Source organism: Paenarthrobacter sp. NPDC057981 (assembly GCF_042886835.1).
Classification (GTDB): Bacteria; Actinomycetota; Actinomycetes; order Actinomycetales; family Micrococcaceae; genus Arthrobacter.
This window is the reverse complement of record NZ_JBHVQI010000001.1, coordinates 18,379-44,778: the sequence shown is the minus strand read 5'-3', so window position 1 is coordinate 44,778 and position 26,400 is coordinate 18,379. Positions and strand designations below refer to the sequence as shown.

24 protein-coding genes are annotated in these 26,400 nt (G+C 63.0%); 5 read left to right on the top strand and 19 right to left on the bottom strand.

The window, feature by feature from the left end; genetic code table 11:
• Positions 1 to 24 precede the first annotated feature (24 nt).
• Together ACFVSI_RS00200 and glnA are read right to left on the bottom strand one after the other, a co-directional pair.
• Complete coding sequence (locus tag ACFVSI_RS00200) at positions 25 to 3,036, bottom strand: bifunctional [glutamine synthetase] adenylyltransferase/[glutamine synthetase]-adenylyl-L-tyrosine phosphorylase (protein WP_387818969.1); 3,012 nt, start codon at positions 3,034 to 3,036, stop codon at positions 25 to 27.
• A 9-nt stretch (positions 3,037 to 3,045) separates the two neighbouring features.
• Positions 3,046 to 4,386, bottom strand: a complete 1,341-nt coding sequence (gene glnA, locus ACFVSI_RS00195; RefSeq protein ID WP_262278186.1) for a type I glutamate--ammonia ligase — start codon at positions 4,384 to 4,386, stop codon at positions 3,046 to 3,048.
• 190 nt (positions 4,387 to 4,576) lie between these two features.
• Here glnA and panB point away from each other — a divergent pair, with 190 nt between their 5' ends.
• Entirely contained in the window at positions 4,577 to 5,482 is a 906-nt protein-coding gene (gene panB, locus ACFVSI_RS00190) for a 3-methyl-2-oxobutanoate hydroxymethyltransferase (protein WP_387818968.1), read from the top strand.
• Positions 5,483 to 5,523: 41 nt separating this feature from the next.
• Here panB and ACFVSI_RS00185 read toward each other — a convergent pair whose 3' ends face one another.
• Entirely contained in the window at positions 5,524 to 5,688 is a 165-nt protein-coding gene (locus tag ACFVSI_RS00185; RefSeq protein ID WP_144662557.1) for an SPOR domain-containing protein, read from the bottom strand.
• 109 nt (positions 5,689 to 5,797) lie between these two features.
• Between ACFVSI_RS00185 and map the strand changes: the two genes are divergently transcribed.
• The 3 genes from map to ACFVSI_RS00170 all read left to right on the top strand — a co-directional run bounded on the left by map (position 5,798) and on the right by ACFVSI_RS00170 (position 8,327).
• Complete coding sequence (gene map / locus ACFVSI_RS00180; protein WP_387818967.1) at positions 5,798 to 6,676, top strand: type I methionyl aminopeptidase; 879 nt, start codon at positions 5,798 to 5,800, stop codon at positions 6,674 to 6,676.
• Positions 6,677 to 6,748: 72 nt separating this feature from the next.
• Positions 6,749 to 7,552 carry a polyphosphate--glucose phosphotransferase gene (gene ppgK / locus ACFVSI_RS00175; protein WP_144662628.1) on the top strand — a complete coding sequence of 268 codons (804 nt, stop codon included), beginning with the start codon at positions 6,749 to 6,751 and terminating at the stop codon, positions 7,550 to 7,552.
• Between the two features lie 7 nt (positions 7,553 to 7,559).
• On the top strand, positions 7,560 to 8,327 hold the full coding sequence (locus tag ACFVSI_RS00170) for an SDR family oxidoreductase (protein WP_387818966.1): 768 nt from the start codon (positions 7,560 to 7,562) through the stop codon (positions 8,325 to 8,327).
• A 60-nt stretch (positions 8,328 to 8,387) separates the two neighbouring features.
• Here ACFVSI_RS00170 and nrdR read toward each other — a convergent pair whose 3' ends face one another.
• The 3 genes from nrdR to ACFVSI_RS00155 all read right to left on the bottom strand — a co-directional run bounded on the left by nrdR (position 8,388) and on the right by ACFVSI_RS00155 (position 10,962).
• On the bottom strand, positions 8,388 to 8,891 hold the full coding sequence (gene nrdR, locus ACFVSI_RS00165) for a transcriptional regulator NrdR (RefSeq protein ID WP_262278181.1): 504 nt from the start codon (positions 8,889 to 8,891) through the stop codon (positions 8,388 to 8,390).
• A 174-nt stretch (positions 8,892 to 9,065) separates the two neighbouring features.
• The gene (gene hisD / locus ACFVSI_RS00160; RefSeq protein WP_387818965.1) at positions 9,066 to 10,424 is read right to left on the bottom strand and encodes a histidinol dehydrogenase; all 1,359 of its coding nucleotides are present in this window, start codon (positions 10,422 to 10,424) and stop codon (positions 9,066 to 9,068) included.
• Positions 10,425 to 10,428: 4 nt separating this feature from the next.
• Entirely contained in the window at positions 10,429 to 10,962 is a 534-nt protein-coding gene (locus ACFVSI_RS00155; RefSeq protein WP_387818964.1) for a hypothetical protein, read from the bottom strand.
• Between the two features lie 109 nt (positions 10,963 to 11,071).
• Between ACFVSI_RS00155 and ACFVSI_RS00150 the strand changes: the two genes are divergently transcribed.
• Positions 11,072 to 11,572: a flavin reductase family protein gene (locus ACFVSI_RS00150; RefSeq protein ID WP_306844882.1), complete on the top strand. Its 501-nt coding sequence runs from the start codon at positions 11,072 to 11,074 to the stop codon at positions 11,570 to 11,572.
• Positions 11,573 to 11,597: 25 nt separating this feature from the next.
• Here ACFVSI_RS00150 and dnaE read toward each other — a convergent pair whose 3' ends face one another.
• From dnaE to ftsW, 13 genes are all read right to left on the bottom strand, one after another.
• The gene (gene dnaE / locus ACFVSI_RS00145) at positions 11,598 to 15,155 is read right to left on the bottom strand and encodes a DNA polymerase III subunit alpha (RefSeq protein WP_387818963.1); all 3,558 of its coding nucleotides are present in this window, start codon (positions 15,153 to 15,155) and stop codon (positions 11,598 to 11,600) included.
• 69 nt (positions 15,156 to 15,224) lie between these two features.
• Positions 15,225 to 16,151: an RluA family pseudouridine synthase gene (locus ACFVSI_RS00140; RefSeq protein WP_387818962.1), complete on the bottom strand. Its 927-nt coding sequence runs from the start codon at positions 16,149 to 16,151 to the stop codon at positions 15,225 to 15,227.
• Positions 16,144 to 16,743 carry a signal peptidase II gene (gene lspA / locus ACFVSI_RS00135; protein WP_387818961.1) on the bottom strand — a complete coding sequence of 200 codons (600 nt, stop codon included), beginning with the start codon at positions 16,741 to 16,743 and terminating at the stop codon, positions 16,144 to 16,146. The genes ACFVSI_RS00140 and lspA overlap by 8 nt, the downstream gene beginning before the upstream one ends.
• A 118-nt stretch (positions 16,744 to 16,861) precedes the next feature.
• Complete coding sequence (locus tag ACFVSI_RS00130) at positions 16,862 to 17,551, bottom strand: DivIVA domain-containing protein (protein ID WP_387818960.1); 690 nt, start codon at positions 17,549 to 17,551, stop codon at positions 16,862 to 16,864.
• A 155-nt stretch (positions 17,552 to 17,706) separates the two neighbouring features.
• On the bottom strand, positions 17,707 to 17,994 hold the full coding sequence (locus ACFVSI_RS00125; protein WP_144662566.1) for a YggT family protein: 288 nt from the start codon (positions 17,992 to 17,994) through the stop codon (positions 17,707 to 17,709).
• Positions 17,995 to 18,102: 108 nt separating this feature from the next.
• A complete protein-coding gene (locus ACFVSI_RS00120; protein ID WP_144662567.1) occupies positions 18,103 to 18,639 on the bottom strand; it encodes a cell division protein SepF in 537 nt (178 codons plus the stop codon).
• Between the two features lie 85 nt (positions 18,640 to 18,724).
• A complete protein-coding gene (locus ACFVSI_RS00115) occupies positions 18,725 to 19,489 on the bottom strand; it encodes a YggS family pyridoxal phosphate-dependent enzyme (protein ID WP_387818959.1) in 765 nt (254 codons plus the stop codon).
• Complete coding sequence (locus ACFVSI_RS00110) at positions 19,482 to 20,195, bottom strand: polyphenol oxidase family protein (protein WP_387818958.1); 714 nt, start codon at positions 20,193 to 20,195, stop codon at positions 19,482 to 19,484. Before ACFVSI_RS00110 ends, ACFVSI_RS00115 begins: the two co-directional genes overlap by 8 nt.
• A 26-nt stretch (positions 20,196 to 20,221) precedes the next feature.
• A complete protein-coding gene (gene ftsZ, locus ACFVSI_RS00105) occupies positions 20,222 to 21,439 on the bottom strand; it encodes a cell division protein FtsZ (protein WP_387818957.1) in 1,218 nt (405 codons plus the stop codon).
• 216 nt (positions 21,440 to 21,655) lie between these two features.
• Positions 21,656 to 22,615, bottom strand: a complete 960-nt coding sequence (locus ACFVSI_RS00100) for an FtsQ-type POTRA domain-containing protein (RefSeq protein ID WP_387818956.1) — start codon at positions 22,613 to 22,615, stop codon at positions 21,656 to 21,658.
• Complete coding sequence (murC, locus tag ACFVSI_RS00095; protein ID WP_387818955.1) at positions 22,608 to 23,978, bottom strand: UDP-N-acetylmuramate--L-alanine ligase; 1,371 nt, start codon at positions 23,976 to 23,978, stop codon at positions 22,608 to 22,610. Before murC ends, ACFVSI_RS00100 begins: the two co-directional genes overlap by 8 nt.
• Positions 23,975 to 25,090, bottom strand: a complete 1,116-nt coding sequence (gene murG / locus ACFVSI_RS00090) for an undecaprenyldiphospho-muramoylpentapeptide beta-N-acetylglucosaminyltransferase (RefSeq protein WP_387818954.1) — start codon at positions 25,088 to 25,090, stop codon at positions 23,975 to 23,977. The genes murC and murG overlap by 4 nt, the downstream gene beginning before the upstream one ends.
• A 6-nt stretch (positions 25,091 to 25,096) precedes the next feature.
• Complete coding sequence (gene ftsW, locus ACFVSI_RS00085) at positions 25,097 to 26,398, bottom strand: putative lipid II flippase FtsW (protein ID WP_387818953.1); 1,302 nt, start codon at positions 26,396 to 26,398, stop codon at positions 25,097 to 25,099.
• Positions 26,399 to 26,400 lie beyond the last annotated feature (2 nt).

The following is a 26,400-nucleotide window of genomic DNA, read 5'->3' as shown; positions in this document are numbered from 1 at the left end:
GAGTGGCACAACACGTCTCCGGGCCTAATTGGCGTAGAACATCTTCTCGAAGACGGATCTGGCCCTGCGGCTCAGCCGCAGGTAGTGCTCTTCGAAGTGCCCCGCATTACCAGGCGGGTAACCGCACCACCGCGCAACGGCTTCAAGGTCCTTGCGGGACGAAGGCAGTACATCGGAGGCGCGGCCGGTGACGATCACGTTGGCCGACCGGATACGGCTGGCCAAACGCCACGCCTCCCGCAGCAGTGCAGCGTCATCTTTGCCGATGAATCCCAGTTCCTCTGCCGCAGCAAGAGCCTCAAGCGTTGAACTCGTCCGCAGCTCCGGATGCTTGCCCGCATGCTGCAGCTGGATCAGTTGCACCAGCCATTCGACATCGCTCAGTCCGCCGCGGCCAAGCTTGACATGACGGGCAGGATCCGCGCCCCGGGGCAGCCGTTCGGACTCCACACGGGCCTTGATCCGCCTGATCTCGCGGACATCCTGTTCCTTGAGCTCCTCGGGATACCGGATGGGATCAATCAGTGCGACAAAGTCCGCCGCCAGTTCGTCCGAGCCGGCCATCGGCCGTGCACGCAGCAGGGCCTGGGACTCCCAGATGAGGGACCAGCGGCGGTAGTACTCCGCATAGGAATCCAAGGACCGCACCATGGCGCCGTTCTTGCCCTCCGGACGGAGGTCGGCGTCGACCATGAGTACCCGCTCAGCCATGATGGCAGGCTTGAGCGGCTGGGTGAGGAAGCTGGAGATCTTGGCGACGATCGCCGTCGCCTGTTCCTGAGCCTCGGCATCACTGAAGCCGGGGCGGGCACGGTGAACGTACATCACGTCGGCGTCCGAACCGTAGCCGATTTCGCGGCCTCCCTGCCTACCCATGGCAACCACCAGGACGTCCGTCTTCAGGGGGCCCGAGTCGGCGACAACAGCCTCAGCCACATGAAGGGCTCCCAGCACGGCAGCCCGGTCGGTTTCAGCCAAAGCGATCCCCACCGCATCCTGATCGAGGAGCCCTGCGCTGTCCGCAATAGCGGTCCGCAGGATCTCCCGGCGCCGGATCAAGCGGATGAGCCGCATGGCGTTCTCAGGGTCCGGGTGCCTTGAGAGCTTGGACTGGATTTCCTGCCACTGTGCACCGAAGGGCACCGGGGCCAGCTCTTTATCGCTGCCCAGCCACGCTACGGACTCGGGAGAGACTTCCAACAGGTCCGAGATCAAGCGGGAGTTCGCCAAGACCTGACACAAGCGCTCCGCTGCAGCCTGGGAATCACGCAGCAGGCCCAGGTACCAGTGCGTGGTGCCGAGGGCTTCGCTGACCCGACGGAAAGCGAGCAGACCCGCATCCGGATCAACGCCTTCGGCAAGCCAACCCAGAAGGATCGGCAGCAACTGCCGCTGCAAGGCCGCGCGGCGACTGACGCCCGCGGTCAGAGCCTCAATATGCCTCAAAGCTCCTTGGGGATCCAAGTAGCCGAGTGCTGCCAGGCGGCCCTGGGCAGCCTCCGGGCTGAGCTTTGCCTCTTCGCTGCTTAGCTTGGCCGCAGTGTTGAGCAGCGGCCGGTAGAAGATCCGCTCGTGCAGCTCGCGCACCGACTTTTTGGTTTTTTGCCAGGCACCCATCAACTGATCGGGATGGGGACGTTCCTGGGAAAAGGGCCCCAGCACGGCTTTGGCCAGGAAACGCTGGGCATCCTCAGCCACCGGCATCAGGTGCGTGCGACGCAGCTGGAACAGCTGGATCCTGTGCTCAAGCAAGCGGAGGTAGCGGTAGGCGTTGTCGAAGGCGGCGGCGTCGGAACGACCGATGTAGCCACCGGCCGACAACGCCGCGATTGCCGACGTCGTGTCCTTGCACCGTAAGGACTCATCGGACTTGCCGTGAACCAGCTGCAACAACTGCACGGTGAACTCGACGTCCCGCAGTCCGCCGCGACCAAGTTTGATCTGGCGCTGCTCCTCGGACGCTGGTATGTAGTCCGTAACCCTCCGGCGCATGGCTTGGACGGACTCGACAAAACCCTCCCGGCCTGCCGAAGACCACACCAGGGGCTCCACGGCTTTTTCGTAACGCTGGCCCAGGTCCCGGTCGCCGGCGATGGTCCGGGCTTTCAGCAGTGCCTGGAATTCCCAGCTTTCGGCCCACCGGGCGTAGTAGCTCAGGTGGGAAGCCAACGTCCGCACCAGCGGACCGGACTTACCCTCCGGTCGGAGATTGGCATCCACTTCCCACAGCCCAGGTTCGGGGGCGGAAGAAGAAATTGCCCGGGAAATGCCCGACGCCAGCGCCGTACCTATGGTCGAGGCCCTGGCATCCTCCAGCTCTTCGGACTCGATGACGTAGATGACGTCGACGTCGGAGATGTAGTTGAGCTCTCGGGCACCGCACTTGCCCATGCCGATGACTGCCAGTCCGACGTCGGCAATTTCGTCGGCGTCGTAGTGACCGGCCGCTTCGGCCCGGGATACGGCGAGGGCTGCTTCGATGGCCGCTCCTGCGAGGTCGGCCAGCTCAGCCCCAGCCGCGGGCATGAAGTCCTGTGGCGAAGCCGCGCAGAGGTCTTTGATGGCCAGTTCCGTAAGGCCCCGGCGGTACGCGGTCCGCAAAGCAGCGTAGGCCGGTTGCCCGGTGATGCCGGCCACCGGGCGATGGGCGCCGGGCTCAGCTTTCACTGAACGAAGCAGCATCGCCCGAAGATCGTCGCTGGAGGCCTGCATCGGCTCCGGGCTGACATGGGCTTCAAAGACATCCAGGTGTTCGGGCCTGCGCATAAGGAACTCCCCCAGAGCTTCGGAGGCTCCCAGCAAGCGGTAAAGGGGTTCGCTGGTGTCCGCATCCGCTCCGGCGAGCTTCTTCAAACCGGGGTTCTTCTCGATCAGCCGGACCAGTGACTGCAGGGCGGTATCGGGGCTGGCCGCCATGGAAAGCCCCGCGAACAGCGCGTCCTCGTCGATGCCCTGAAGTTCCGGGGCGGCAAGAAAGCGCTCCCCCTTCTCAAGGTCGCTGAACCCGGCCGAAATGAGCCGTCGTGCAAGGCTCACTGGCCCCGCCTACAGAATGCCGAGATTGCGCTGCAACTCATAAGGAGTGACCTGAAGCCTGTAGTCCTGCCACTCGGCACGCTTGTTCCGGAGGAAGTGCTCAAAGACCTGCTCGCCCAGGATTTCCGCCACCAGCTCGGATTCCTCCATAGCGCGGATGGCGTCGTGCAAGCTGGCCGGCAAAGGCGCGTGGCCCATGGCTTTGCGCTCCGCCGTGGTCAACGACCAAACGTCGTCCTCTGCGGCAGCGGGAAGTTCGTAGCCCTCCTCGATGCCTTTCAAGCCCGCCCCCAGCAACACTGCGTATGCCAGGTAAGGATTGGTGGCCGAGTCGATGCCGCGGTATTCGATCCGTGCCGACTGGCCCTTGCCGGGCTTGTACAGCGGAACGCGCACCAGCGCAGAACGGTTGTTGTGTCCCCAGCTCAGGTAGCTCGGCGCCTCGCCGCCGCCCCAAAGCCGCTTGTAGGAATTCACGAACTGGTTGGTGACAGCGGTGAACTCGGGAGCATGCTTCAGAATGCCCGCGATGAACTGACGTGCAGTCTTGGACAGCTGGAATTCCGCGCCTGCTTCGAAGAACGCGTTGGTGTCGCCCTCGAACAGCGAGAAGTGCGTGTGCATGCCCGAACCCGGGTGGTCTGTGAAGGGCTTAGGCATGAAGGTGGCGTAGGTGCCTTGCTGGAGCGCGACCTCCTTGATGACGGTACGAAACGTCATGATGTTGTCCGCCGTCTGGAGGGCATCTGCGTAGCGCAGGTCGATCTCGTTCTGGCCCGGTCCGCCTTCATGGTGGCTGAACTCAACGGAGATGCCTACAGATTCGAGCATGGTGACTGCGGTACGACGGAAGTCCTGGGCAACGCCACCGGGGACGTGGTCGAAATATCCGCCCTCATCCACGGGAACCGGGGCACCATCGGGGCCAAGGTCCTTGGACTTGAGCAGGTAGAACTCGATCTCCGGGTGCGTGTAACAGGTGAACCCCATGTCCGCAGCCTTGGCCAGGGTCCGCTTGAGGACATTCCGGGGGTCTGCGGCGGACGGTTCGCCGTCCGGGGTGAGGATGTCACAAAACATCCTTGAGGTCTGTTCAGTTTCTCCGCGCCAGGGCAGGATCTGGAACGTGGAGGGGTCAGGCTGCGCCAGCATGTCGGATTCAAACACGCGTGCAAGGCCTTCTATGGCGGAGCCGTCAAAGCCAAGGCCCTCCTCAAAAGCGCCTTCAACTTCGGCCGGCGCCAGTGCCACCGATTTGAGCGAACCCACGACGTCGGTGAACCACAAGCGTACGAAGCGCACGTCACGCTCTTCGATTGTCCGCAGAACGAACTCTTGCTGGCGGTCCATAGGGCCTCTTTCCCGATTCGGTGTCCATGCCGCTGGTTCCAAAGGATCGAAGCCACGGCAGCTCAGCCTTCACTCTACTAAGAGTTCACTGCTAATGCCGCAGCAGTAGCTGCGCGTAACACACCGTTTACATAAGGTGACGCTTGGCACACTGCTGGCAGCCGCCGTCGGCACCGCTTAGGCTCTATCCATGGCCCCGAACAACCTTCCTGAGTCCAGCACGCCCGCCGAAGTTCCCGCCCCCTATGGGAGTGGCCCGGGTACTGGTGCTCAGACGCCCCCGGCAGCCGGCAGGAAGCCAGTCAGCCGGATACGGATCCACCACCTCCAGCAGGCCAAGGACAACGGCGAACGTTTCGCCATGCTGACGGCCTACGAGCAGTACACGGCAGAGATTTTTGACCAGGCCGGAATCGAAGTCCTCCTGGTGGGCGACTCCGCTTCCAACAACGTCTTCGGCAATGAGACCAGCCTGCCCGTTACCGTGGACGAATTGCTTCCCCTGACACGTGCCGTAAGCCGGGCCGCCAAGCGGGCGCTGATCGTGGCAGACCTGCCGTTCGGCAGCTATGAGGTCTCCCCCGGCCAGGCCGTAGCCACCGGTGTGCGCTTCCTGAAAGAGGGCTTGGCGCATGCAGTGAAAATTGAGGGCACCGCGTACTACGCCGAGACTGTCAAAGCCATGGTCCAAGCCGGTATCCCGGTGATGGCCCACATCGGCTTCACGCCGCAGAGTGAGCATTCCCTGGGCGGCTACCGCGTCCAGGGCCGGGGCGATGACGCGAAGCGCTTGATCGATGACGCGGTTGCTCTCCAGGACGCCGGAGCGTTCAGCGTGCTCATGGAGATGGTCCCCGCGGAAACGGCGGCTGCCATTGACGCTGCCCTGAGGGTACCGACAGTGGGCATCGGCGCAGGGAACCAAACCACCGGACAGGTCCTCGTGTGGCAAGACATGGCCGGACTCCGGGGGGGAAAGATGGCGAAATTCGTCAAGCAATACGCCGACCTGCGCACTACCCTGACCGACGCCGCCGCCGCCTATGGCGAGGATGTCCGGTCCGGGCAATTCCCCGGACCGGAACACTCCTTCTAGCGGAGGGGGCACCCACGGCGCCGGGTTCGGTCAAGGCTGGCTTAATCGTCGTCCTGGGCATCCCAGGCGTCGTTGCGCGCTTTGACCTTTTCCAAGGCGTGCTCGGCTTCTTGCCGTGTCTTATATGGGCCAATCAGCTGGGTCCAATCGGACATGGCGTCCTCTTCGATCTCGTGCGTCTTGACGTTGTACCAGTACTCCGTCACGTCTCCTCCTCCTGGCCGGGGCCGCCCAACGCGTAACGTTGGCGCGGTCACAGGGACCTTGCCGCTTATTTGTTACTTACGTCTCTTGCGTGCCTTATATGATCAATCTATGCCTTCTCTTGCTTCGACTGCACCCATTGGCGCCCTCACCCCGGGAACCATCAGCCCTGAACGCTCCGTCCCCGCGTCGATTCCACGGCCCGAGTACGTCGGGAAGAAGGCACCGGCGAAGTTCACTGGATCAGAGGTCAAGTCGCCAGAGACCGTGGAGAAGATCCGGCGGGCCAGCAAGATCGCCGCACAAGCGATCGTCGAGGTAGGCAAACACATTCAGCCAGGTGTCACCACCGATCAACTGGACAAGGTCGGCCACGAGTTTCTCCTCGATCACCAGGCCTACCCGTCCACCTTGGGTTACCGGGGATTCCCCAAGTCCCTCTGTTCTTCCCTCAACGAGGTCATCTGCCACGGCATCCCCGACTCCACCGTGGTCCAGGACGGGGACATCCTGAACATCGACATCACCGCGTTCATTGGTGGTGTCCATGGGGACACCAACTACACTTTCCTGGTTGGCGACGTGGACGAAGAGTCCCGTTTGCTGGTTGAGCGTACGCAGGAGTCGCTCAACCGGGCCATCAAGGCCGTGGCTCCTGGCCGCGAAATCAACGTAATCGGTCGGGCGATCCAGTCCTACGCCAAGCGCTTCGGCTATGGCGTGGTGCGGGACTTCACTGGCCACGGCGTGGGCGAGGCCTTCCATACCGGCCTCATCATTCCGCATTACGACGCAGCCCCGGCATACAACACCGTGATAGAGGCGGGCATGGTCTTCACCATCGAACCCATGCTCACCCTCGGCACCATCGAATGGGACATGTGGGCTGACGACTGGACAGTCGTCACCCGCGACCACAAACGAACGGCCCAATTCGAGCACACGCTGCTGGTCACCGAGACCGGCGCGGAAATCCTGACCCTTCCCTAAGCTCTCCGGAAGGTCCACGCAGCCCGGCTGGCTGCGCCTTGCCCATCCCCTCCTGCCATGATCGGAAATGCATTGTCCAAGAAGGATGAGAAAACCCACAAGAACGCGCCGCTGATCGGTATCGACATCGGTGGTACCGGAATCAAGGGCGGCATCGTCGACCTGAAGAAGGGCAAGCTGATTGGTGACCGCTTCCGGGTTCCCACCCCGCAGCCGGCTACGCCCGAGGCCGTGGCCGATGTCGTTGCCGAGATCGTTGAGGAACTGTCCAAGCGCCCCGACGCGCCGGCAGCCGATTCCCCCGTCGGCGTGACTTTTCCCGGCATCATCCAGCACGGCGTGGTCCATTCAGCGGCCAATGTGGACAAGTCCTGGCTCGAGACAGACATCGACAAGAAGTTCACCCACCGCCTGGGCCGCCCCGTTGAGGTCATCAACGACGCCGACGCCGCTGGCCTCGCCGAAGCACGCTACGGCGCGGGCGAAGGTGTCGACGGAACGGTCCTGGTAATTACCCTCGGAACCGGCATCGGATCGGCTTTCATCTTCAATGGCCAGTTGGTCCCCAATGCCGAGCTCGGCCACCTGGAGGTGGACGGACACGACGCCGAGACGAAGGCATCCGCCGTCGCCCGCGAACGCGACGGCCTCAGCTGGGACGAGTACGGCGTGCTGCTCAACCGCTACCTCCAGCACGTGGAGTTCCTCTTCTCCCCCGAACTTTTCATTGTGGGCGGCGGCATCTCCAAGCGTTCGGACGAGTACTTCCCACACCTTGACCTCCGCACCAAGATCGTGACGGCGAAATTGAAGAACGACGCAGGCATCGTTGGCGCAGCCCTCGAGGTTGCCCTGCACCACAAGCTCGCCAAGTAGCCTGTCCATGGACGGGGACCCGACCACCCAGACGGGCATCGCAATCGTCACCGGGGCAAGCCGCGGGATCGGTGCTGCCGTTGCCCGGTCAGCGGCCCTGGCCGGATACGAGGTTGTCGTCAATTACTCCTCGGATGCCGCAGGCGCCAAAGCTGTAGTCCGAAGCATCCGCAACGAAGGCGGCAGGGCACACGCTGTTGAGGCTGACGTCAGCCGTCCAGCCGACGTCGAACGTTTGTTTGACGAAGCGGGCAGGCGGGGAACCGTAAGGGCCATTATCAACAATGCGGCCATCACGGGCAACCTGATTGGCCCTTTGGTGGATGTGCCCGTGGAAACAGTCCAGCGTGTATGCGACGTTAACGTGGCCGGCATGATCTATGTGTGCCAGGAAGCCGTCCGGAGGCTCTCGGTGGACTCAGGCGGCAGCGGCGGGTCGATCGTCAACATCTCGTCCACCGCCACCAAGGCCGGTTCGCCGGGAACCTGGGTCCACTATGCAGCCACGAAGGGCGCCGTGGATGTCTTGACCGTGGGACTGGCTGCGGAGGTTGCCAAGCAGGGCATCAGAGTCAACGCCGTGGCGCCCGGAAGCACGAATACCGGGCTGCACGCGGCGGCGGGAATGCCTGATCGGGTGGAGAGACTCAACCCGACTATTCCCATGGGCCGCGGGGCCGAGCCTGAAGAGGTGGCGGCAGCTGTGATGTGGCTGATGTCCACTGACGCCGGCTACATCACCGGGGCCGTGCTCCCGGTCTCCGGCGGACGCTGATCCGAGCGGGACGTGGTGCCGGTGGCGGCTGCGGCTTCCCCTCCGCGGCCGCCACCGGAGCTAGAGTTGGCTGGCCTCGGTGCCCTTGGGTTGCTTGCTCCCGGCTTTGGCCTGCCCCTCATGCTCGTGGCGGAGCAAGGAAATAGCGGACTCGAAGTCTTCCAACGATTCAAAGGCCTGGTAGACGCTGGCGAAGCGGAGGTAGGCCACTTCGTCGAGTTTGCGGAGCGGACCAAGAATGGCGAGCCCCACCTCATGGGCATCGATCTCGGCGGCGCCGGAGGAACGGATGTTCTCTTCAACTTCCTGCGCAAGCATGGCGAGATCGTCCTCGGTGACCGGGCGCCCCTGGCAGGCCTTGCGGACGCCGCTGATGACCTTGATGCGGCTGAACGGCTCGCCGACGCCTGAGCGTTTGATGACGGAAAGGCTGGTTGTTTCCACGGTCGTGAAACGGCGGCCGCACTCGGGGCACTGCCTGCGGCGGCGAATGGAAGAGCCATCGTCCGCCATTCGGCTGTCGACGACGCGGGAATCAGGATTCCGGCAGAACGGACAATACACGCTGGGCCTCCCCTGACAACTCCGGCACGTGGGCCGACCGGCAAGTCGCCGGATACGCAAAAAGGTGCCGGAAGATTCACTTCCGGCACCAGTTTACGTAGGTACCCACGATAATGACAAGCTTGTAATTACTACATGTTGTGGTGGCCACCCTTACATGTAGTGGTTGCGCCGCTACTGAAAGCGGATCCGCACGGCATCTCCGTGGCCTGGAAGGTCCTCCGCCCCGGACAAGCTGACGATGTGGCCACTGACCTGTTCCAGGGCCTCGCGGTTGTAGTTGATGACCTGCACCGCGCGCAGGAAAGTGGTCACGTTCAGCCCGGAAGAGAACGCCGCCGTGCCACTGGTGGGCAGGACGTGGTTTGATCCGGCGCAGTAATCGCCCAGGCTGACCGGGCTGTAATCCCCGACGAAGATGGCTCCGGCATTGTGGATACGGCCAGCGACCACGGCAGCGTCCGCCGTCATGATTTCCAGGTGCTCCGCGGCATAGGCGTTGCACACCGCGATTCCCTGCTCCAGATCATCCACCAAAACCACGCCCGACTGCGGGCCGGACAAGGCCTCAAGAACACGGGCGCTGTGCTTGGTCTTGAGGGCTTGCCGTTCAAGTTCACCGACGACGGCGTCAGCCAGCTCCGCGGAATCAGTCACAAGGACTGAAGCTGCTTTGGGATCGTGCTCGGCCTGGCTGATCAGGTCCGCCGCCACCAGTGAGGGCTGCGCGGTAGAGTCGGCGAGGATGGCGATCTCCGTGGTACCCGCCTCCGAGTCGATGCCCACCACACCCTTGACCAGGCGCTTTGCCGTGGCCACAAAGATGTTGCCCGGGCCAGTGACGACGTCGACGGGCTCGATGGGCAGTTCGTCCCCGGAACCCGGGATGCCGTAGGCAAACGACACGATGGCCTGGGCACCCCCAATCGCATATACCTCGTCAATGCCCAGAAGCTTGGCGGCCGCGAGGATCGTGGGATGCGGAAGTCCGCCAAAGTCCTTCTGCGGCGGTGACGCCAGGGCGATGGATTCGACGCCGGCAGCCACCGCGGGAACGACGTTCATGATGACAGAGGAGGCCAAGGGAGCGAGGCCGCCGGGCACGTAGAGACCCACCCGGCCTACAGGGATCCAGTTCTGGCTCACAACGGCGCCGTCCCCGAGGGATACGTCCACGTTGGCGGGGCGTTGGCGGTCGGCGAACTGCCGTGCCCGGCTGATCGACTCTTCCAGGGCTGCCCGTACATCTGGATCAAGCCCGGCCAGAGCCCCGTCCAGCGCTTCCGGAGACACCCGGGGGTGGGACTGTTCCACACCGTCGAACGTACTGGCCAACTCCGTCAGTGCGCTGAAGCCGCGGCTGCGGACAGCGGAAATAATGTCCTGGACCTTCTGTTCCGCGTCCGCCATGGTCTGATGGCGCGCCCTGGGAACAGCTGCACGGAGCTCCGCCAGGGACAGGCGACGGCCCCGGAAGTCAATGCTCCGGAAGTTAAGGGCGGCTGGGGCGGAAGTATCGGAGGAAGTGGTCACCCGGCTATTTTACGGGCTTCTTGGAAAGAACCCCGAACAGTGACAGGACGAAGGTGACAAAGGACGTCGCACCGGTCCACAGCAACAGCACGGCATAGGACCGGAGGGTAAAGCCGTACCCCGGGCCAAGGTTCGGGTTGGGCGGAGGACCCCACAGCTGCGCCACGAGCAGGCCGGTAAGCCATGCGGTGAGCGCACCCGCCACACCTCCCAGCAGTGCGTACACCAACCGGCGCCGCGCGGCCGCTCCTTCGAGCTTTCCGTCGAGCAGGAGCCCCACCACGCACCCGGCCACCAGCATCAGGGCCGCCAGGACCAGATCGCGCGGCAGCCACGAACCGGGGTTGTCAGGGTTCGACAAATCGGGATTTCCGGAAATGAGATTAAGACCGCCCGGAGCCATCAGCCACCACAACAGGCCGACGACAATTCCGGCAACCGCAGGCAGAGCCAGCCACAGAATGTCCCTTCCCCCACGGGATCCGGGGGCCGGAGCCGGTTGGGAAACAGTCGGAAGGTTCACGAGGGGCTCGGTCATGCAACCCAGATTAACAAAGGTTTACGCTGGCCCGGCAAAAAGAGGGAACCGGCGCCCGGGAGGAATACTCTGGGAGAAGAGTACGAGCCCACCCCAGGAGAACACCACCGTGGCAAGCGAACCATCCGGTTTTGAACAGACTTTCAGGGAAATGTTCCGCAGGCACGCCGCCGGAGTTGCCATCATCACGGCCAATCTCAACGGCAAACCGTTCGGATTTACTGCCACGTCGGTGGCGTCATTATCCGCCGAGCCACCCCGATTCACCTTCAACATGGCCAGAAGTTCCAGTTCCTGGCCGGCGGTGGCTAACGCGGAATACATCGGCGTCCACATGCTCGGACTCGAAAACCAGGCATTGGCCAACAGGTTCGCCCGCACCCGCGACCGGTTCGAAGGCGATCACTGGGAACCAGGTCCGCACGACGTACCGATCCTCAAGGACGTCAGCGGATGGCTGGTCGGCAAGATCCAGATGCGCCTGTCCTTCGAGAACAATGCAGTAGTTGTTGTGGAGGTCGTCGACGGGCAGGTCGGCGGGGACGGAGCACCGCTGCTGTACCACAGCGGTGCCTACAGCCAGCCGGCTCCGCTGGACTACGAAATCTGATCCATCGGGGCCGGCTGTCCCGCCGTCAGTTGTCCAGGCAGGCCGGCCCAAGCAGGACCTTGAGGTCTCCAAAGAGAGAAGGGCTGGGGTTCACCCGAAGGTGCACAGGCAATCCCATAACCTCCACCTTGGTGTCGCCCATCAGCTTCAGCCTGACCTCTGAATTCCCCCGGTGCGTGCGGAGGACATCCCGCAGGTCCGTGACCACTGCTTCAGTGGCTTTGAACGTGGGGATGGTGATGACCACGGGGCCGTTGACGCTTTCACTCAGATCGGGAACCGAGAGTTCCATGCAGTTCAGGGTCACTGCGCCATCGTCCCGCCGCTGCAGTCGGCCCTTGACCACCACGATCAAGTCTTCGGCCAGCACGGAGGCGATGGGCCCGTAGACCTGGCCGAAGAACATGACCTCCATTGAAGCCCCAAGGTCCTCGATCTCCGCCCGGGCATAGGCGTTGCCGCTGGCCTTTGCGATCCTGCGGCTCAAGGAGGTGATCATGCCCGCAATGGTGACGATGGCGCCGTCGTGCGGTCCGTCCTCGGCGATGATCGACGCAATGGACTGTTCCGCGTGCTGGCTCAGCACACCCTCCAGCCCCTGCAGGGGGTGGTCCGAAACGTACAGGCCCAACATGTCCCGCTCGAAGGAGAGCTTGTCCTTCTTTTCCCATTCGGGAAGGTCGGGAATCTCCGTGGTGAGCGAAGCTTCCGGTTCCTGGTCTTCAAACCCGGCGAAGAGATCGAACTGGCCGATGGCCTCGTTGCGCTTGAGGGTGATGACGGAATCAATGGCTTCTTCGTGGACCATCGCAAGGGCCCTGCGGTGGTGGCCGAGGGAATCGAAGGCGCCGGCCTTGATCAGGGATTCGATGGTCCGCTTGTTGCAGACCACGGCAGGGACTTTGAGGAGGAAGTCCTTGAAGGACGTGTACTTCCCCTCGGTTGACCGGGTGGAGACCATGGCGTCGACGACGTTGACACCGACGTTTCGAATGGCGCCCATGCCGAAGCGGATGTCCTGGCCCACCGGCGTGAAGTTCAACGACGATTCGTTGACGTCCGGCGGCAGCACGGTGATGCCCATGCGGCGGCACTCGTTGAGGTAGATCGCGGACTTGTCCTTGTCATCGCCGACCGAGGTCAGGAGCGCGGCCATATATTCCGGCGCGTAGTGCGCCTTCAGGTAGGCCGTCCAGTAAGAGATCACCCCGTACGCGGCGGAGTGCGCCTTGTTGAAGGCGTAGTCGGAGAACGGAAGGAGGATATCCCACAGGGTCTTGACGGCCTCCATGGAGTAGCCGTTGTCCTGCATGCCTTGGGAGAATCCGGCGAACTGTTTGTCCAGTTCCGACTTCTTCTTCTTGCCCATGGCACGCCGGAGGATGTCTGCCTGGCCCAGCGAGTAGCCTGCCAGCTTCTGCGCCACGGCCATGACCTGCTCTTGGTACACGATCAGGCCGAAGGTCCCGCCAAGGATCTCCTTGAGCGGTTCCTCAAGCTCAGGGTGGATCGGGATGACCTCCTGGATCCCGTTCTTGCGCAAGGCGTAGTCCGTGTGGGCGTTGGCGCCCATGGGTCCGGGCCGGTACAAAGCGAGGACTGCGGAGATGTCTTCAAAGTTGTCAGGCTTCATGAGCTTCAGCAGAGACCGCATGGGGCCGCCGTCGAGCTGGAACACGCCCAAGGTGTCGCCGCGGGCCAGAAGCTCATAGGACGCTGCGTCGTCCAACTCCAGGGTTTCGAGGTCGAGCTCGACGCCCCGGTTCATCTTGATGTTTTCCAGGGCATCCGAAATGATCGTGAGGTTTCGCAGGCCCAAAAAGTCCATCTTGATCAGGCCGAGGCCTTCGGACGTGGGGTAATCGAACTGGGTGATGACCTGGCCGTCCTGGAACCGGCGCATGATCGGAATGACGTCGATGATGGGATCCGAGGACATGATTACACCGGCTGCGTGAACACCCCATTGGCGTTTCAGGCCCTCGATGCCCAGTGCCGTCTCGAAGACCTTGGCGGCTTCAGGGTCCGTGGCGATGAGCTGTCGGAAGTCCCCAGCCTCGCTGTAGCGCTTGGCCTCGGGATTCTGGATATCCGCGAGGGGGATGTCCTTGGCCATGACGGCCGGCGGAAGAGCCTTGGTCAGCGTCTCACCCATGCTGAACGGGTAGCCAAGCACACGGGAGGAATCTTTGAGCGCCTGCTTGGTCTTGATGGTTCCATACGTCACGATCATCGCTACGCGTTCGTCGCCGTATTTCTTGGTGACGTAGTCGATCACTTCCGAACGGCGACGATCATCGAAGTCGACGTCAAAGTCGGGCATGGAAACACGGTCGGGGTTAAGGAAGCGTTCGAAGATCAGGCCGTGTTGGAGCGGGTCGAGGTCGGTGATGCGCATGGCGTAGGCCACCATGGAGCCTGCACCGGAACCGCGGCCAGGGCCGACGCGGATGCCGTTGTTCTTGGCCCAGTTGATGAAGTCAGCCACCACCAGGAAGTATCCGGGGAAGCCCATGGACGTGATGACGCCAAGCTCATAATCGGCCTGCTTGCGTACATTGTCCGGGATTCCGTTGGGGTACCGGTATTTGAGTCCCGCATCAACCTCCTTGACCAGCCAGGAGGTTTCGTCCTCTCCGGGCGGGCAAGGGAAACGGGGCATGTAGTTGGCGCCCGTGTTGAAGGACACTTCGCAACGCTCGGCGATCAGGAGCGTGTTGTCGCAGGCCTCCGGGTGGTCCCGGAACAACTCCCGCATCTCCTGCGGAGATTTCAGGTAGTAGCCACTTCCGGAGAAGGCGAAGCGCGAACCGCCGTTGTCGTACGTTGGCTCAAGCAGCGTGGAACCGGACTGGATGGCCAGCAAGGCCTCGTGCGCCTTGGCATCGTGTTCGTGGGTGTAGTGGAGGTCGTTGGTGGCGACCAGAGGGAGATTGAGATCCTTCGCCAGGCGGAGCAGGTCGCCGGTGACGCGCCTTTCAATGTCCAGGCCGTGGTCCATCAACTCACAGAAGTAGTTTTCCGCGCCGAAGATATCGCGGAACTCGGCGGCCGCTTCCACGGCCTCCCGGTAGAGCCCCAGACGCAGTTTGGTCTGCACCTCACCGGACGGGCAACCAGTGGTTGCGATGAGGCCTTCTGAGTAGGTATTGAGCAGTTCCCGGTCCAGGCGCGGCCACTTGCCGAAGACAGAATCCAGGGAGGCAATGGATGAGGCGCGGAACAGGTTCCTCATACCCACGTTGTTGTAGCTCAGCAACGTCATGTGCGTGTAGGAACCGCCACCGGAGACGTCATCCTTGCGCTGGCTTTCGTCGCCCCACCTAACGCGTTCTTTATCGCCGCGCGCCGTCCCGGGAGTCACATAAGCTTCGACGCCGATGATCGGCTTGATGCCCTTGTCCGTGGCCTTGCGCCAGAAGTCGAAGGCGCCGAAGAGGTAACCATGGTCCGTGGTGGCCAGGGCCGGCATGCCCAGGCGCTCAGTTTCGTCGAACAGCTCCCCCAGGCGGGCCGCTCCATCCAGCATGGAGTATTCGGTGTGGGTATGAAGGTGGACGAACGAATCATTGCTGGAAGTCACCACGACAGTCTACCGTCCCGCGACCGACGCAAAACGGAACCACCGCATACCTGGCACGGCAGATTTTGGCTAAGCAGAACCTGTTGCCAGAAGGTCCAGGGCATACTGGAGGTCCGCAGGATAACCGCTGACAACCTCCACCCATTCGCCCGTGCGAGGGTGCGTGAAGCCAAGCTGGCGGGCGTGCAGCCATTGCCGGGTCAATCCAAGAGTCGCGGCCAGACGGGGGTCGGCCCCGTAAGTGAGATCTCCGGCACACGGGTGGCGCAAAGCGGAGAAGTGAACCCGGATCTGGTGGGTCCGTCCCGTCTCCAGGTGCACTTCTACCAAGGTCGCCTTGCCGAAGGCCTCCAGAACCTCGTAGTGCGTGACGGACGGCCGCCCGTCCTCGATGACCGCGAAACGCCAGTCATGGCCGGGGTGGCGGCCTATGGGCGCATCAATGGTGCCGACCAAGGGGTCGGGCAAGCCTTGGACGACGGCGTGATAGACCTTGTCGACGGTGCGTTCCTTGAAGGCTCTCTTCAGCACGGTGTAGGCATGCTCGGTCTTCGCCACCACCATGACACCGGACGTCCCGACGTCCAGCCTGTGAACGATACCGGCACGCTCAGGCGCTCCGGACGTCGAGATACGGTAGCCCGCCCCCGCGAGTCCGCCTACCACCGTCGGCCCGACCCAGCCGGGAGAGGGATGCGCTGCAACTCCTACCGGTTTGTCGATGACAACAAAGTCCTCGTCGTCCAGCAGGATCTTCAGGCCTTCCACAACTTCCTCCACCACTTCCAGGGGGTCACGACGCTCGGGAACCGTAATCTCCAACACGGCGCCTGCAGTAAGCTTTGCCGACTTACCGAGGGCTGCACCGTCACTGGTGACATTGCCTTCAGCTATCAGCAGTGCCGCGGCAGACCTGGAGATGTCCAGCAACCGGGCCAAGCCGGCGTCTGCACGGAGCCCCGCCAGATCGTCAGGTACAACGACGGAGTCACTCACCTGGGCTACTCCCGCTGGCCGGCTTCCTGTCCGAGGCAGGCTTCGTGGAGGATACGTGGCGGCTGCCGTCCAAACCGATCCCCCGCAGGGTGAGCAGGCAGATGATGACGACGCCGGATACCACAGCGGAGTCAGCGATGTTGAAGATGGCGAAATTCGGCAACTGGATGAAGTCGACAACGTGGCCCATGGCAAAAGAGGGTTCCCGGAACAAACGGTCGGTCAGGTTGCCGAGGGCACCGCCCAGAAGCAGGCCCAGGGAGAGCGCCCACCAGGCGGATCCCAACCGACGAAGTTGGAAGAGAATCGCCACTGAGACAGCTGCCATGACGATGGTGAAAATCCACGTTACATTCTCGCCGATTGAAAACGCGGCGCCGGAATTCCTGATGTAGTACCAGTGCAGCAGCGGGGGCAGGACCGGGATACGCTCGCCCTCGGTCATGGTGCTGGTCACCCAGAGCTTGGTGAGCTGGTCAAACGTGTACGCGAAGGCGGCGAAGCCGGCAAAGAGCCAGAGCATGGCCGGACGCCACTTCCGCCGCGCGGTGGACGCAGGCTGCGAAGCGTCATCGCTAAGGTCGTCTGTCATAGTGCTTTCATTCGGGAGGCGTGGCGGGCTGTTTCTTGGGGCGACTGTCCGCTTTGGGCTTTAACAAGCAAAGGCCGGTGGCCGAGGAGTCCTCAGCCACCGGCTTTCAGAATACTTGCTAAACGTCTGCGGTTGCTTCGCCGACCTCAGGGGCCGCAACGGAACCACGGGCATCCAGATCGCGCAGCTGGCCTTCGATGTAGGCCTTCAGGCGTGAACGGTAGTCCCGCTCGAAGCCACGGAGCTGCTCAACCTTGCGCTCCAGGACCGAACGCTGCTGCTCGAGTGCGCCAAGGATCTTGCGGGACTTCTCCTGGGCGTCGTTGACGAGGCTGGAAGCCTCGATCTGAGCCTCGGCAATGATCTTTTCCTTCTGCTGCGCGCCATCGGCAACGTGCTTGTCGTGCATCTGCTGCGCCATGGCAAGCAGGCCGGCAGCGGATTCAGCGGAGGGAGTCACGCTGTTGCTTGCAGCCGGGGCCTTTGCCGCGGCGGCGGCCTGCTCAGCTTCCTTCTTCTTGGCAGCATCGGCAGCCTTGGCTTCGGCCTCTGCCTTTGCCTCAGCTTCCTTGTCGACCTTCACGGGAGCCGGAACCTTTTCGACGACCGGAGCCGCAGCGGTTGCAGCAGGCACAGCCGAACCAGCTTCGCCGAGCTTCTTGCGAAGCTCGTCATTCTCCTGGTTCAAGCGGCGCAGTTCCACCACGATCTCGTCGAGGAAGTCATCTACCTCGTCCTGGTCGTAGCCTTCGCGGAACTTGGTCGGCTGAAAGCGCTTGTTGACAACGTCTTCTGGCGTCAAAGCCATCTGGTCACCTCGTTGGTCTAGTTAGTCAGTAGGCCTTCCGGCCGTTCAAAACTACGGTACCTAAATATCATCTGTTTCCTCCAATTCAACACCATCGTGTTGAATTGGCGAATTTGCGGCCTGTGGACCATCGGTGGCCCTGGTTCCGCGGGCGGCTACGCCAGGTTGTTGGTTATGGCCATGGCGATACTCACGGCGATTATCAGGATCAGGAAGCCCAAATCCAAGGATATTCCGCCCAGTTGGAGTGGCGGTATCAGCCGACGGAGCCTTGCCAGGGGCGGGTCCGTGACGGAGTACACCACGTGCGCTGTTACCAATGCCACACCCCGCGGCCGCCACTGGCGGGCAAACATCTGAACCCACTCGAACACGAGGCGGATGATCAGGGCGATGAAGAACAGGAACAGCACAATATAGATAAGGCCGAAAACAATGCCCACGAGTTAGCTCAGATCTCCCACTTGTTCCGGAATGCCGATCGGTCCCTACTATTGCAACACAGATGCCAGGCAGGGTGACCCGCCTGGCATCTGCTTAACAGTTTGTTGTCAGCTCTGGTTGAAGAAGCTGGCCTGCGTTTCGCTGGCCTTCTTGTCATCTCCGATGACTTCAACATACGACGGCGACAGCAGGAAGACCTTGTTGGTAACACGCTCGATGCTGCCATGCAGGCCAAAGACCAATCCGGCGGAGAAGTCCACCAGGCGCTTAGCATCGGCTTCACCCATGTCAGTGACATTCATGATGACGGGGATGCCGTCCCTGAAGCTCTCACCGATGACCTTGGCATCGTTGTAGGAGCGGGGATGTACGGTAGTGATCTGCCTCAAGCCCGAGGCATCTTCGCGGCTGGACGCCGCACGCTTAATGGGTGTCACGGGTGCGCGGTATTCCTCTTCGACCTCAACTGGGGGCATTTCACGGACAACTTCCCGGACGGGAGCTGGCGCGCGTCGCTCTTCCCGTTCCTGTGCCTGGGGGCGTTCTTCGTCGTGGTGCGCGGCGACGGACTGCTCAGATTCGTAGTGTTCATCGCCGTCGGCGAGCCCAAGATAGATCATTGTCTTGCGCAGAGCGCCAGCCATGGTGCACTCCTATCGTTTCTGCAGTAGGCGGGCCGCCATGCCTTGACATATTGGAACCCCGGCCCGTCATTCCAATACTTTGACGCTACCCCACGGCCGGACGGGAACCGAGAATATCGGAGCCAATTCTCAGGTGTGTCGCCCCGAACTTCACGGCGGCCTCCAGGTCCTGGCTCATGCCGGCGGAAATGCCCGTTGCAGCAGGGTGGTCAGCACGCAGTTCAGTGGAAATGCCGGCCAACCTGGCGAACGACTCCTCGGGATCGGCACCCAGCGGCGCAACCGCCATGAGGCCGGACAACCTCAATCCAGGGGCCGAGTCAATCCGTTCCGCAAGGTCCCCCACCACTTCCGGCGCGGCACCGCCGCGGTGCGAACCGGCGTCGTCGTCCAGACTGACCTGGATGAAGCAGTCGAGGTCGCTCCGGCCGTTGGCCCCCTGCTCCCGTGCGATGGCTTTGGCCAAAGCATCAACCACTTGGAGCCTGTCGATCGACTGGACGGATGACGCGTACTTGGCCACGGACTTTGCCTTGTTGCTCTGCAGTTGACCGATGAAGTGCCACCGAAGGTCCAGCCCGGAAAGTTCGGCAGCTTTCGCCGCAGCTTCCTGGTCACGGTTCTCGCCGACATCGGTGATTCCCAAGGCGGAGAGCCGGCGGACGTCGTCGGCGGGATGGAACTTGGTGACTACTATCAGTCGGGGAGCTTCTGTCCGGCCGGCGGCCGCAGTGGCTGCCTGAATCCGGCGTGTAACGACGGCAAGCCGCTCCGCCAGTTGCACGGAGCGGGCGTCACCGTCCCCGGTGTTACCGTCAAGGAGGCCGCCTTCGTTGCTTGTGTCAGTCATGCGTCCATACCAATCCTGCGAAGCGGCCGGTCCGCTGATCCCGCCGGTAGGAAAACAGCGCATCGCTCTCCAAGGTGCACTCCCCCAGGTATTCCACCGCCACACCCGCCGCGTCCAACTGGGCGCGGACACCTGCCGGCAGATCCACCGAGGGCGTGCCCCAGGACGTGGAAGACCAGGTGGCCGGCACGGCGGCGGCAACCTCGGAACGCAACTGCTCTGGAACTTCGTAGCATGCTCCGCAAATGGAGGGGCCAACCCAGGCACGGATGTCCAAGGCGCCACGGTCACGCATCCCGGCAACCGTGGAGGCAACGATTCCCGAAGCCACCCCCGGGCGTCCGGCATGGGCAACCGCGATAACCGGATTAGCGCTGGAATCAGTTCCTACCAGGACCACAGGCACGCAGTCGGCCACCATCACCGCCAGCGGCTGGGGCGAACCGTTGGGGATGACCGCGGCAGAGACCATGGCATCGGCGGTGGGGCCAGTGCCGTGGGAGGCGATGAACTCGACGTGGTTGCCATGCACCTGGTCCATGAATTGAAACTTCCTGGAGCCCAGGCCTGTTGCTTCTTCCAGCTGGACACGGCGGAGGTTCACATCGTCGGGTTTGTCCCCCACGTGGAGGGCCAGGTTCCCGGCGCCCGTATCCGTGAAGGCTACGGAGACGCCGGGCAGGACTTCATCTCGCCACAAAAACACCAAGTACTGACTCTTCCGGACGCGGCTTACTTCAGGAAGTCGGGTACGTCGAGGTCGTCCGAGCGGCTGCCCGAAAGATCCGGTTCAACCACTGCGGGCAGATCGACGTCGAAACCTGAGTCGGCGGGCAAGGCGGAAGGACGCTGCTGGCCCCAGTTGCTCAGGCCGGAGGCGCCGATGCCTGCCGTGGCGTGCTGCGGAGCAGCGTTCGACGGCGCACCGGACGGCGCTGCCGGCCGGTCAGCCGGCACAGGGTTCTGGGCGGGACGGGACTGGTCCATCGACGGCGAGGTGGCCTTGACGTCGTCGAACCCTGCGGCGATGACCGTAACGCGTGCCTCGTCACCAAGGGCGTCGTCGATGACGGCACCGAAAATGATGTTGGCTTCGGGATGGGCGACTTCCTGGACAAGGCGGGCTGCCTCGTTGATCTCGAAGAGGCCAAGGTCGGAGCCACCCTGAATGGAGAGCAGCACGCCGTGGGCACCGTCAATGGAGGCTTCCAGGAGCGGGGAGGCAATGGCAAGCTCGGCAGCCTTGACAGCGCGGTCCTCGCCGCGGGCGGAGCCGATACCCATCAGGGCCGAGCCGGCACCCTGCATGACGGACTTGACGTCGGCGAAGTCCAAGTTGATCAGGCCCGGAGTGGTGATGAGGTCGGTGATGCCCTGGACACCGGAAAGAAGTACCTGGTCCGCAGAGCGGAAGGCGTCCAGGACGGAGACGTTGCGGTCGCTGATGGACAGGAGGCGGTCGTTGGGGATCACGATCAGGGTGTCGACTTCGTCGCGGAGCGCGTCGATGCCCGCCTCAGCGGAACCTGCACGACGACGGCCTTCGAACGTGAACGGACGGGTCACCACACCAATGGTCAGCGCGCCGAGGGAGCGGGCAATGCGCGCAACCACGGGAGCGCCACCGGTGCCGGTGCCACCGCCTTCTCCAGCGGTAACGAAGACCATGTCGGCGCCACGGAGAACTTCTTCGATCTCGTCAGCGTGATCCTCTGCGGCCTGCTTGCCAACCTCCGGGTTGGCGCCGGCGCCGAGACCGCGCGTCAGTTCGCGGCCGACGTCAAGCTTGACGTCGGCGTCGCTCATGAGCAGCGCCTGCGCGTCAGTATTGATGGCGATGAACTCGACTCCCCGAAGGCCGACCTCGATCATGCGGTTGACTGCGTTCACGCCACCGCCGCCGATGCCGACGACCTTGATGACGGCCAGGTAATTCTGCGGTGCTGCCACGTTTCGTGCCCCTTGCTTGTGTCCTATAGCGAAACTGATCGAGTCCAACGTGAATCTTTGGACCTTAACCCTCTAGTTGAAGGTTATAGTTATGTCAAGTAACTCTACTGCGACGGTATTTCCTCTGGTTCGCACATGCAATGACCGCTTGCGCGTGTCGTCTGAATGTCGCGAATTAAGGCTACCGGGCGCCCGCAGTGTCACTTTCGAAGCTTGTTATTTGGTGAATGGATGCCGGGGCACACTGACGTCGTAGACGCTCACGGGAACCTTGGGATCGGCCGGCATCTTAAGCAAAGCCTCAAGTGCCTTCGCCTTCAACTCCCTGTCCTCGGCATTGCCCCACACTACCGTCTTTCCGTCCACCAGTTTGAGTTCCACCGCATCCGGCGAAGCAGCGGACGCTGTGGACATCCTGGCCCGGACGTCCGCAGGCAAGGTGTCCAGAACGGCAGCGATGGCCTTGAACAGCTCCGTGCTGGTTGACGCCGCGCCCGCGTCGATCAAAGGGAGCGCCACGGCCGAAAGGTCCTTGGTAGCCCCCAGCTGCACTCCATCGACATCAACCATGATGTAGGAATCGCCTTGCTTAAGCAGAGCCACCGGGACGCGCTCGTTGACGTGAACCAGGAGCCCGGACGGTGGACGGGCCTCCATGGTCGCTGACCTGACCTGTACCAGCGGCTTGAGGAGCTCGTTGATCTCCTGCTCGCTGACCTGCGGCAGAGGCTTCCCGTCAAGGGGTGACAACGCCTTTTGGACGGCGTCGGGCGTCAGCAATGTGGTGCCGTCAACCGTAATGGACCGCACTGCCAACGCCGGGGAGAAGATGGCTCCGGCGATCAGCGCGGCAACAAGGGCAGTCACTACGGAAACGGTCCACCACACAACCCGGCGTTGGCGCCGGCGCTTGGGCTCCGGAAAGGCAATGACATTGTCCCCGGATGGCCCGGAGGACCTGGACGCCTTCCCCGCGGTCCTGGCATTGGATGATTTCGCAGACTTGCCGGCGGACTTGACCACTGCTTTGCCGCCCGATGCGGCCTCGGGTTCAAGATCACGCTGGGCACTGATGACGCCACCGGAGTCACCGCCACCCGTCCTGGGAGGGCCGGTGGCATCATCACCGCCCGTGGGGGCGGTCGGCTTGAACGTCGGCTTCCGGGTACTAGCCACCCAGCGCCTCCACGATCATGGGCCCATACGCTGTGACGTCACCGGCACCAACGGTCAGGACCACATCACCCTCGCCTGTGACCGCCACGATGGCATCCACAGCCTCAGCGGCCGCGACAAGGCGCCCGGTGGACAACTGCTCGGTAATCAACGTGCTGGTGACACCAGGAATGGGGTCCTCGCGGGCCGGGTAGATATCCAGGACCAGGGCGGTGTCCGCGGCGTCCAACGCGGAAGCAAATTCACTGGCGAATTCGCGGGTCCGGGAGAACAGGTGCGGCTGGAAGAGAACGTGCACCTTGTGCTCCCCCGCGACCGAACGTGCCGCTGAAAGGGCTGCACGGACCTCCGTGGGATGGTGGGCGTAGTCGTCATAGACCCGGACTCCACTCCCCTGTCCCTTCAGTTCGAACCTCCGGGAGGCACCCGTGAAGTGACCCAACGCTGCCGCGGCGGCAGCTGGAGCCACCCCAAGTTCAAGGGCGACGGCGAAGGCCGCTGCCGCGTTCAGCGCATTGTGGCGTCCCGGTACCTTGAGGTCGAGGCGGTGAACGTCGTCGCCAACTCCCAACGACACCTCTCCCGGTCCACCGTCATGGAGCTTAATGTCGGCGTCCTGCGATGCCCCATAGGTGAGGACACGGGTGGTTCCCGCGGCCGCGGTCCGCTGGGCGAGGGCCAGCGCACCCGGGTCGTCGGCGCACGCAAGCAGGAGTCCATCTGCGGGCAGCAGGGCTGCGAAGGCATCGAAGGATGCAAAGACCGCCTCAGGCGTCCCGTAGTGGTCCAAGTGGTCTGCTTCGACGTTTGTCACCACCGAGATCAGCGGCTGGTAGTTCAGGAACGAGCCATCGGATTCATCAGCCTCGGCCACAAAGATGTCCGAAGAACCGTGCGCCGCATTGACGCCCAGCGAAGGAACGTTTGCCCCAATGGCGAAGGACGGGTCCAGGCCCGCCTCCTTCAGGAGCACCGCAATCATGGACGTTGTGGTCGACTTTCCGTGCGTGCCTGCGACGGTGACCACCCGGTGACCGGCCATGGTCGCGGCCAGGCCTTCCGAACGGTGAAGTACTGGCAGTCCTGCGCTGCGGGCCGCGACCAGTTCCGGATTGTCAACCCGGATGGCCGAGCCCGCAACCACCGTCTGGGCATCGCCAAGATTGGCGGCGTCGTATCCGACGGCGATGCGTGCGCCGGCCGCTGCGAGGTCCCGCATGACCGGAAGGTCCTTTGCGTCGCTGCCGCTCACCGGGACCCCACGGGCCACCATGATCCGTGCGACGGCCGACATGCCGACACCGCCGATACCAATGAAGTGGACCCGGCCAAGGTTCTCGAGGGGGGCGATGCTGGTGGTCATGCGGATACCGCTTCCAGGACAAGATCAGCCATGCGCTGATCGGCGTTTCTAATACCAAGTGCTTCGGACTTCCGGGCCATATCGTTCAACCTGCTACGGTCCGAGAGCAAGGGAATCAGCTCCTGCTCCAGCCACTGCGGGCCAAGGTTCTGGTCCTCGACGAGCAGTGCCCCGCCGGCCTCCACCAGCGGGGCTGCGTTCAGGGCCTGCTCCCCGTTTCCAATCGGCAGGGGCACGAAGACTGCGGGAACGCCTACCGCAGCGACCTCGCTAACAGTTCCCGCTCCAGCGCGGGCCAGCAGCACATCGGCGGCAGCGTAGACGTTCTCCATCCCGTCCACGTACTCAACCTGGCGATAGCCGTCGCCGGTCAGCGGGCCGCCGTCGTCGTTCTTGACAGCTTTGCCGACCCCGGTGATGTGGAGGGTCTGGATGCCGGCTGCGGCGAAGGCCGGCAAAGCGGCAGCGATGGCCCGGTTGATGCTGAGTGCGCCCGACGAGCCGCCGGTCACGATTACGGCCGGACGGTCGGGATCCAGGCCGAGCAGGGCCTTGGCAGCCGGAGCGGCCGAGCCCCGCTGGAGTGTGGAGATGGCGCGGCGCATCGGCATGCCCACGTGGCGCGCGCCCTTCAGGTGTGTGCCTGCAAACGCCACGGCGACGTGGCGGCTGAACCTGGCACCCACGCGGTTGGCGAGCCCTGCCTTCATGTTGGCCTCGTGGACGACGATCGGAATGCCGAGTCTACGGGCTGCAAGATACATGGGAGTACACACGTAACCACCCACCCCCACCAGGACGTCGGCCTGCGCATCTTCGAGGATGCTCCTGGCCTGCTTGACTGCTCCGGCGAGGCGGCCCGGAAGCTTGAGCAGGTCAACGGATGGCCGGCGCGGGAAGGGAACACGGTCAATGGTGGCCAGTTGGTAACCGGCCGCCGGAATCAGCCTGGTTTCCATTCCCGACGGCGTTCCTACAGTCAGGATGGACGCATCCGGCCGTTTTTCCTTGATGGCATCGGCGATGGCCAGCAAGGGGCTGATGTGCCCGGCCGTTCCGCCGCCTGCGAGGACGACCGACAATGGCTTGGACGCGTGGGAATCAGAAGTCATGAAGTGCTAGGTACGCTTTCGTGCGGGTTTGGGTGAACGGCGCGGCAGGAATCGTGGACGTTGCTGGGGTGGCAGCTGGCCGCGGGCCAAAGACAACACTACGCCCACACCACACAAGGACATGATCAGTGCCGAACCGCCGTAAGAGATGAAGGGCAACGGCACTCCCACCACTGGAAGCAGCTGCGTGACCACCGCCATGTTCATGCTCGCCTGGCCCAGGAGCCACACCATGATCCCGCCGGCGAGTGTCCGCTGGAAGGGATCGGTCTGGCGGACCACCACCCGGAAAATCGCGATGCCCAGGATAGCGAACAGCACCAGGACCACGATGGTTCCCACCAACCCCAGTTCCTCACCGATGATGGCGAAGATGAAGTCGTTGTGGGCCTCGGGGAGCCAGTTATACTTCTGCCGGCTCTGGCCAAGACCCAGGCCTGTCCAGCTTCCCTGCGCCAGGCCGTACATGCCGTTGGTTGACTGGAAATCGAAGTCGAACTGCTCGGTGCACGACGCCGAAGCCGTGCCCAGCCAGGAAGTAATGCGGCACATGCGGTTGGAACTGCTGACTGTGGCAAGAATGGCCCCGACCACGCCCACGACGCCCGCGATGCCCAGCATCTTTCCTGGGACGCCGGCAAAGTAGAGGCCTGCCGCTGCGATGGCCGCTATGACAATGACAGTGCCGAGGTCGTTGCCAAGCATCACCAAACCGATGACCAGGCCTGCTCCAGGGACCACCGGGACAATGACATGCATCCAGCGGTTGAGGAGCTTCTGCTTCCGTGCAAGAACCGCGGCAATCCACACGCACAGGACAAGCTTGGACATCTCGGAGGGCTGGAGCGTGACACCACCGATGTCGATCCAGTTCTTGTTTCCGTTGACACTGTTGCCCATCACCTGAACCAGGGCGAGCAGCACCACGACTGCGCCAAGGGCCCACCACGACAACTTCTTCATCCAGTCAACGTTGGTCCGCGAAATGATGTACATCGCGATAAGGCCGACGACGCCAAACGCGGCTTGCTTCATGGCATCGGCGTAGGGCGACTTTCCTTCGGAAATGGCCTCGACGCTGGAAGCGGACAGCACCATCATGATGCCAATGGCCGTCAACGCCAGGGCACAGCCCAGAATGAGGTAGTACGTGGAGCTGTTGGGAGCCTTGCTTTTGCCTTCAAGGCTTTCCCAGAAGCTGCGCCAGTGCCGGCGGAGTCCTTTGGGCTGCCTGCTGCCCGGGGGCGTGGCCTTGTTCTTCCCGTCCCCTGGCTCTTTGCCGCGGGTGCGGGTGGGCGTGCTGACCATTG

What these genes read in the sequence shown, in the direction of transcription:
- glnA (WP_262278186.1), bottom strand. Translation starts at nt 4,386, where the DNA reads ATGGACCGCCAGCAAGAGTTCGTTCTGCGGACAATCGAAGAGCGTGAC.
- panB (WP_387818968.1), top strand. Translation starts at nt 4,577, where the DNA reads ATGGCCCCGAACAACCTTCCTGAGTCCAGCACGCCCGCCGAAGTTCCC.
- map (WP_387818967.1), top strand. Translation starts at nt 5,798, where the DNA reads ATGCCTTCTCTTGCTTCGACTGCACCCATTGGCGCCCTCACCCCGGGA.
- ACFVSI_RS00170 (WP_387818966.1), top strand. Translation starts at nt 7,560, where the DNA reads ATGGACGGGGACCCGACCACCCAGACGGGCATCGCAATCGTCACCGGG.
- ACFVSI_RS00155 (WP_387818964.1), bottom strand. Translation starts at nt 10,962, where the DNA reads ATGACCGAGCCCCTCGTGAACCTTCCGACTGTTTCCCAACCGGCTCCG.
- lspA (WP_387818961.1), bottom strand. Translation starts at nt 16,743, where the DNA reads ATGACAGACGACCTTAGCGATGACGCTTCGCAGCCTGCGTCCACCGCG.
- ACFVSI_RS00130 (WP_387818960.1), bottom strand. Translation starts at nt 17,551, where the DNA reads ATGGCTTTGACGCCAGAAGACGTTGTCAACAAGCGCTTTCAGCCGACC.
- ACFVSI_RS00120 (WP_144662567.1), bottom strand. Translation starts at nt 18,639, where the DNA reads ATGGCTGGCGCTCTGCGCAAGACAATGATCTATCTTGGGCTCGCCGAC.
- ACFVSI_RS00115 (WP_387818959.1), bottom strand. Translation starts at nt 19,489, where the DNA reads ATGACTGACACAAGCAACGAAGGCGGCCTCCTTGACGGTAACACCGGG.
- murC (WP_387818955.1), bottom strand. Translation starts at nt 23,978, where the DNA reads ATGACCACCAGCATCGCCCCCCTCGAGAACCTTGGCCGGGTCCACTTC.
- murG (WP_387818954.1), bottom strand. Translation starts at nt 25,090, where the DNA reads ATGACTTCTGATTCCCACGCGTCCAAGCCATTGTCGGTCGTCCTCGCA.
- ftsW (WP_387818953.1), bottom strand. Translation starts at nt 26,398, where the DNA reads ATGGTCAGCACGCCCACCCGCACCCGCGGCAAAGAGCCAGGGGACGGG.